A 6000-nucleotide genomic window follows, 5' to 3' on the forward strand; every position below is an offset into this window, starting at 1 on the left:
GCCGAACACCGAGCAGCAAGCCGTATCGGACCGCCGGCCGTGACAGGGCCGCGCCCGCCGCCGGCCGCTTGGTCAGCTGTGCGACGACCGGCGAAACCCTCTGGCGCACCGATCGCCGCCGTCGGCGGGGTTGTCGACCACGGTGTCCTCCCTCTCGTCCAGGTGCTGAAGCGCTGCTCAGCTCGCCGGGTAGGGGGCGGCCTTGAGTTGTCGGGCGAGGTGTGCGGTGTTGGCGGCGAGGGTCTTGGTGGTGGCGGCGGTCTTTTCGGGGGTCTTGTCGAGGTCCTGGTAGTCGGTGCCCTGCATGGCTTCGCCGACCCAGTAGGTGACGGCGTTGGGGGCGAGCGAGAAGCCGACGTCGTTGAGCCCTTGGAAGAGATCGGCACTCGCCTTGTGGGCGCCGTCCTCGTTGCCGACGACGCAGACCGCGGCGACCTTGCCGTAGGTGAGCATGCGGCCCTCGTCGTCGGTCTCGGAGATCTCCGCGTCGAGGCGCTCCAGGACCCGCTGGGCGATGCTGGAGGCGTGTCCGAGCCAGATCGGCGTGGACAGGACCAGGATGTCCGCGCCCAGGATCGTGTCCCGGATGCCCGGCCAGGCGTCGCCGTCGCCCATGTCCGTCTCCACGCCCGGCTTCACGTCGTGGTCCGCGATACGGATCGTCTTGCCGGTGACGCCGTGCTCGGCGAGGGCTGCCATCGTCTGCTCGGCCAGCAGCTGGGAGCTGGAGGGCTTCGGGGACGGGGACAGGGTGCAGACGAGTGCGACGGCCCGCAGGGGAGTGGTGTTCATACGCAACCGCCTACCCCGCCGAGCGACCCCGATGTCGGCATGCTTCCTGTTTGGACCCGCTCGGGGCGCGGGTTGGTGCGTACGGACGCCGCTGTCAGGGGCCGCACGCCACCGGGCGCGGCACGGGTCTGTGGGGTATGCGCGCGCCGCACGGGGTCGTCTCGATCGAAGATCTCGGCCAGGCCGGTGAGGCGCCGGCTCATCCCGTGTAGAGGTCGGCGACGTCCTCCTGCCGGTGACGGACGTGGCGGGCGGGCGCGAGGACGAGACGGGCGGCGAGCCGCACAGCGCACCGATGCCGACCGGTACGCCGTGGCCTGCAGGGCCACCAGCGCGGTGAACCGGGCGAACGTCGAAACGGTCGGCGGCAACGGGTGGCGGGCCAGCCCCCCAGGCGACCATTGCCGCCACTAAGGACTTCGCGCCGAGGATCAGATCGTCCCGCTCGGCTCCCGGCCCCCGGACGGCCCGCCGCATGGAGCCGACCCTCTCGGCACCGGCCGCTCGGACGTTTCCCCGTACCCCCACCCGCCCCATCTGGGCGCAACCGATCACCTCACCGGCCCCGTAGGGGAAGAGCCGCGTCCTGGACGACAGGGCCTCGGAGCGGTCGGAGCCCGTGGAGTGCGAGCTCACGGACGAGGCGCGCGGGTTGCGCCTCTTCGGGTGGGTGGCAGCGTGATTGCGGGGTAGCAGCGTGTCGACGGCGACATGCGCATCTCAACCCGGAAGGCGACCACTTCATGAGCACGCCCGAGCGGCAAACCTTCGACGCAGACGGTTCGGTGAGCGAACTCGTCTCGCGCGCCTCTCAGCAGATCTCCGAGCTGGTCCGCGAGGAGATGCAGCTGGCACGGGCGGAAATGGCCGAGAAGGGCAGGCGCTACGGGAAGGGCGGCGGGCTGTACGGCGCCGCGGGTCTCACCGGCGTTCTGGCAGCCCAGGCTTTTGCAGCAACTTGTGTCGCCGCCCTCGCGTTGCTCCTACCGGTATGGGCCTCTGCCCTCATCATGACGGCGGTACTGGCCGTCGGCGCCGCAGTCCTGGCCCGTGCCGGAAAGAAGCAGGTCGCCAAGGCCGGCACTCCCGCGCCCGAGCAGACCATCGACAGCCTCAAGGCCGACCTGGCCGAAATCAAGGAGAAGGCACAGCGATGACCAACGACCACCACGACGCCCTCGGCACCCCGACGCCTCAGCCCCCCTCCACCGGGGAGCTGCGCGAACAGGTCGAGCGCACCCGCGAGGAGCTCGGCCAGACCGTCGAAGCGCTGGCGGCCAAGACGGACGTCAAGGCGCAGGCGAAGGACAAGGCGGCCGCCGTGAGGGAACAGGCCGCCGAGAAGGCTTCGCTGATCGGCGACCAGATCCGGGAGAAGGCCGGGCAGGCCGCCCAGCTGGTGAAGGACAAGACGCCCGATCCCGTCCTGGAGAAGACGGCCCAGGCGGCGTCGCAGGTGAAGGAGGCCGCATCCCAGGCCGGGCAGTACGCCGCGGAGAACACCCCGGAGTCGGTCCGCGACAGTGCCGGCCGGGCGGCGGTGCTCGCGCGAGCCAACCGCAAGCCGCTCGTCGCGGCCGCCGCCGTCCTGGTCGTCTTCCTGCTGGTCCGCCGTAGCCGGGGGCGCGCCCGATGAAGGCTTCCAAGATCGCCTACAGGCCCGTCGGCCTGGCCCTCGGCGCCGTCAGCGGCATGATCGCGGGCGCCGCCTTCAAGCAGGCCTGGAAGGTCATCGAGGGCGAGGGTGACGCGCCCAACGCAACGGACGAAGACCGGCCCTGGCGGCAGATCCTGCTCGCCGCGGCCATCCAGGGGGCGATCTTCGCCGTGGTGAAGGCCGCCGTCGACCGCTCGGGCGCCGTGGCTACCCGACGGGTGACGGGCACCTGGCCCGGCTAGAACGCGGCGGTGCCGGCCCTCACGGGCCGGCACTGTCCGGTCCGAGTTGTGACCCCGGCTCTTCCTGGAGGAAGCGGTGCCCGCCCACCACTCAGTGCACGCTCTGGCCGCCACAGCCGCAACCGCTGCCGCCGTTCTCGCGGCCCGCTGGTGGACCACCCGGGCGCGCCGGCCCTCTGGACACGGGGCCAGCGCAGCTCGGGCACCTTGGCGTCGTACGGCGCCCGCTCCCGACCCCGCGCGCGTCGGACACCAGCGTGTCGCCGAGCTGCACGCGGCCCTGCTCGAACCGCGGGACGACCCTGGCTTCAGGGCCACCGACGCCGAACTGGACCGGTACTGGAAGAACATCGCGCCCTTCTACCCGTAGCGCGACGCCAATCAGAGACGCCCATCAGACCGGCAGCCCGCCCGGTTCCGCCGCGCTACAGGAGAACTGCCGTGCCGAGGACGCCGGGCAGTGGTATGCGGCCGCAGATCACAAGGGGTGGCATGACGGACCGCCGGCCGGGCACACGCAGCCCATGCCCGGACAACACGCGCGTCCCGCGAGCACCCCTACTCCTGCCGCCCCCGCAGCACCCGAGCGGCCCCCGCGGCCTGCTGGGAGCAGGCACGCGCGCCGCGGACGCCTCGCCGAACGGCTGCGCCGAAAGATCCTCGCCTACCGCGACATCGACTTCCTGTCCTCTCACCACCCGCGCGGAACCGGGGGCGACGAGTCGTGCCTGCTCCTCGTGCACATCCGCAAGGTCGTGGGCCTGGTCCGCTACCGGATCTGCCCCAGCTGCGCCGAAGCCGTGATCACCGGCGTCGAGATCGAGGACCGCTTCCGCTCCGCCGGGCTGGGTACCAGAGCCCTGGCGCACCTGCGATCCCGCCATCCGGGACTGAAATGGCGAGGCACGTCAGCCGCCCGCCCCGCCCGCGACCTCCTGCGCCGGATGGGCATCCCGGTGACCCGCGCCGGCATCACGTGCACCCACGTCAGCGACCAGCCGGGGACGACGCCACCCACTCGCCGGGAACAGGCGCAGCGGCCGGGACGGATACGAGCCTGAGCGGCGTACGGCGTATGCGCGTCGCCCTTCCGGGGCAACCCCGCCCCGGCCAGAGGCGATGCGGGGGTCCACGGGGTAGACGGCATCGGGGCGGCCGGGCCGCGGCGCCCGGCACGGGAAGGCCGAGGAGGCGCTGGTGGACGGGATCGTACTGCTCAAGGAAGACCACAAGACCGTCGAGAAGCTGTTCAAGCAGTTCGAGAAGGCCGACGAGAACGCGCACGCCACGAAGAGGAAGATCGCTGACCAGGTGATCGAGGAGCTCACCACCCACACCTGGATCGAGGAGAAGATCTTCTACCCGGCCGCCCGCGAAGCGGCTCCCGACACCAAGGACCACGTCCTGGAGAGCATCGAGGAGCACCACGTCGTGCTCTGGATGCTCTCCGAACTCAAGGGCCTCGACGCGAGCGACGAGCGCTTCGACGCCAAGATGAGCGTCCTGATGGAGAACGTGCGTCACCACGTCGAGGAAGAGGAGAAGGAGTGGTTCCCCGACGTCCGCAAGGCCATGGGCCGCAACCGTCTCACCGAACTCGGCGAGCAGATGGAAGCGGCGAAGCAGAAGGCTCCCCGCGACCCGCTCGCCGTTCCCAGCGCCGATCAGTAGCCGAACGTGCCGGGCACCCGCACGGGTGCCCGCGGAGGGGGGCGCCGACATGGACGAGTTGACCCTGTACCTGCAGGAAGCACTCGACTCCGGAACCGTGAGCCGCGCCGAGGTCCTGCACCTGGACGGCTCGGTTCGCGCGATCGCAGGACGGCCCCTCACGGCGCTGCCGGAGGGCAGGAGGCTGGCAGAACTCTTCGACGCCCCGGCCGACGCCATCGCCGCGGGGATCACCGTGGACGCGGTGAGGTACACGGCCGCGCAAGCGGACCGGCGCCTCCTGCACGGCAAACACGGCGGCGCCGGCGTCGTCGCCGTGAAGCACCCCCCGTACATCGTGGTCGCCGCGTACGAAGAGGGACGCCGACCGGCGGATGCCGTCCTCACGGTCGGAAACCTTGCCGACCTCCTGGCCTCCCGCTGCGGCACGTCGGACCCGCCGGACACGGACAGCCCTGTCCCCCCGACGCCCTGACCGCCCGCGCCCTGCGTCGTTCCGCAGACGGCGTGCCACCCCGCACCCCCGCACCCCCGCGCACGCCCGGCCCAAGACGGCTGAGCCCGTTGCCGTGCTGGACGGCGGAACGGTCCCTTGCCGGGGTTGGGTGTCTCGCGACCTCGGCGACCGTGACCTGTGCCAGTCAGCCGGCCGAGTGGTGGCGGCCGGGCGGTCAGGTGAGGGCCTTCTCGTACTCGACCTGCTGGAGCGGGTTCCCGTCACCGAAGTCGTGGAGCCGTGTGCCGCCGGTCTCGGCAAAACCGGACTTGGTGTAGAAGCGGCGGGACTGCGGGGTGTCGCGCAGGGTCCACAGGTGGACTCCGGCGGCCCTCTGCCCGCTGATGCGGCTCAGCGTCGTGTCCATGAGGGCGGCGGCGATGCCGGTGCCCCAGCCCTCCGGGTGGCTGTAGAAGCTGTGCACCTCCACGAGTCCGGGCCTGTCTGCCGAGGGGCCGAAGAACGAGAGCGCCAGGGGGCGGCCGTCGAGCGTGGCGAGCAGCACCGTCTCGGGCCCCGCGGCGACGCGGGCGTGCCAGCGGCTGCGGCGGTCGCGGACCGCCCGGGCCGCGAACTCGGGTGCGAAGAAGGGTGCGTAGGCGGCCTTCCAGGCCTCGGCGTGGATCTCACCGAGAGCACCACCGTCCGGTGGCCCCGCGCGACGGATTTCGATCATCGGGTCAGGCTAGTCCGAGCCCGCGCCCGCCGTCATGCCGTCCGGGGACCTGCCCAAACCGCCGACGGGGGCTTACCCGCCAGACCCGCGCTCCAGAGGCCGCGAGGGGAACCTCGCGGATCGCCACGTCGTACGCATCGGCCGCGACGAGGTCAGACATCTGCCACTCGTGGAACTCCAACGGGGCCACAAGGTCGGTGCGTGCGGAACGCCCTTCAGCAGGACCAGCACCGACCGGGGCCCGGCGACGGTGACACCGGTATGGGGGGTCGAACGCCCGTAGGGGGCTCCGGGTATGACTGCTGCGTCACGGCGACCGTCCCGGCTGCCGCGCGGATACGCCCGCCCCGGGGCGGGCTCGGGTGCGACGGCATGCCGGTGGCCTGGACCTCCGATCGGGACGGGGGGCCAGGCCACGGGCATGCAGTGTCGGACTGCGGTGTTGTCGTGCGGTTACCAGCGGTAC

General features: G+C 71.7%; 8 protein-coding genes. 6 read left to right on the forward strand and 2 right to left on the reverse strand.

What is annotated here, in order from left to right; translation table 11 throughout:
• Window positions 1–177 precede the first annotated feature (177 nt).
• Window positions 178–792, reverse strand: coding sequence for a flavodoxin family protein (locus tag ACFWTC_RS29880; protein WP_383925426.1), 615 nt, complete (start codon window positions 790–792; stop codon window positions 178–180).
• 743 nt (window positions 793–1535) lie between these two features.
• On the opposite strand from ACFWTC_RS29880, the gene ACFWTC_RS29885 reads away from it, so the two are divergent.
• The 6 genes from ACFWTC_RS29885 (at window position 1536) to ACFWTC_RS29910 (ending at window position 4837) form a co-directional block, all read left to right on the forward strand.
• A complete protein-coding gene (locus ACFWTC_RS29885; RefSeq protein WP_383925420.1) occupies window positions 1536–1949 on the forward strand; it encodes a phage holin family protein in 414 nt (137 codons plus the stop codon).
• The gene (locus ACFWTC_RS29890) at window positions 1946–2428 is read left to right on the forward strand and encodes a DUF3618 domain-containing protein (protein ID WP_383925418.1); all 483 of its coding nucleotides are present in this window, start codon (window positions 1946–1948) and stop codon (window positions 2426–2428) included. Before ACFWTC_RS29885 ends, ACFWTC_RS29890 begins: the two co-directional genes overlap by 4 nt.
• Window positions 2425–2691 carry a DUF4235 domain-containing protein gene (locus ACFWTC_RS29895; protein WP_383925415.1) on the forward strand — a complete coding sequence of 89 codons (267 nt, stop codon included), beginning with the start codon at window positions 2425–2427 and terminating at the stop codon, window positions 2689–2691. The genes ACFWTC_RS29890 and ACFWTC_RS29895 overlap by 4 nt, the downstream gene beginning before the upstream one ends.
• A 524-nt stretch (window positions 2692–3215) precedes the next feature.
• The gene (locus ACFWTC_RS29900; protein WP_383925410.1) at window positions 3216–3752 is read left to right on the forward strand and encodes a hypothetical protein; all 537 of its coding nucleotides are present in this window, start codon (window positions 3216–3218) and stop codon (window positions 3750–3752) included.
• A 136-nt stretch (window positions 3753–3888) separates the two neighbouring features.
• On the forward strand, window positions 3889–4362 hold the full coding sequence (locus ACFWTC_RS29905) for a hemerythrin domain-containing protein (protein ID WP_383925407.1): 474 nt from the start codon (window positions 3889–3891) through the stop codon (window positions 4360–4362).
• Window positions 4363–4411: 49 nt separating this feature from the next.
• Window positions 4412–4837: a profilin family protein gene (locus ACFWTC_RS29910; protein ID WP_383925405.1), complete on the forward strand. Its 426-nt coding sequence runs from the start codon at window positions 4412–4414 to the stop codon at window positions 4835–4837.
• Window positions 4838–5033: 196 nt separating this feature from the next.
• Here ACFWTC_RS29910 and ACFWTC_RS29915 read toward each other — a convergent pair whose 3' ends face one another.
• Window positions 5034–5534, reverse strand: coding sequence for a GNAT family N-acetyltransferase (locus tag ACFWTC_RS29915; RefSeq protein ID WP_383925402.1), 501 nt, complete (start codon window positions 5532–5534; stop codon window positions 5034–5036).
• Between the last annotated feature and the right edge of the window lie 466 nt (window positions 5535–6000).

The organism is Streptomyces sp. NPDC058619, from assembly GCF_042717785.1.
GTDB lineage: Bacteria > Actinomycetota > Actinomycetes > Streptomycetales > Streptomycetaceae > Streptomyces.

Coding starts and splice junctions, on each gene's coding strand:
- ACFWTC_RS29880 (WP_383925426.1), bottom strand. CDS start 792: ATGAACACCACTCCCCTGCGGGCCGTCGCACTCGTCTGCACCCTGTCC.
- ACFWTC_RS29885 (WP_383925420.1), top strand. CDS start 1,536: ATGAGCACGCCCGAGCGGCAAACCTTCGACGCAGACGGTTCGGTGAGC.
- ACFWTC_RS29890 (WP_383925418.1), top strand. CDS start 1,946: ATGACCAACGACCACCACGACGCCCTCGGCACCCCGACGCCTCAGCCC.
- ACFWTC_RS29895 (WP_383925415.1), top strand. CDS start 2,425: ATGAAGGCTTCCAAGATCGCCTACAGGCCCGTCGGCCTGGCCCTCGGC.
- ACFWTC_RS29900 (WP_383925410.1), top strand. CDS start 3,216: ATGCCCGGACAACACGCGCGTCCCGCGAGCACCCCTACTCCTGCCGCC.
- ACFWTC_RS29910 (WP_383925405.1), top strand. CDS start 4,412: ATGGACGAGTTGACCCTGTACCTGCAGGAAGCACTCGACTCCGGAACC.
- ACFWTC_RS29915 (WP_383925402.1), bottom strand. CDS start 5,534: ATGATCGAAATCCGTCGCGCGGGGCCACCGGACGGTGGTGCTCTCGGT.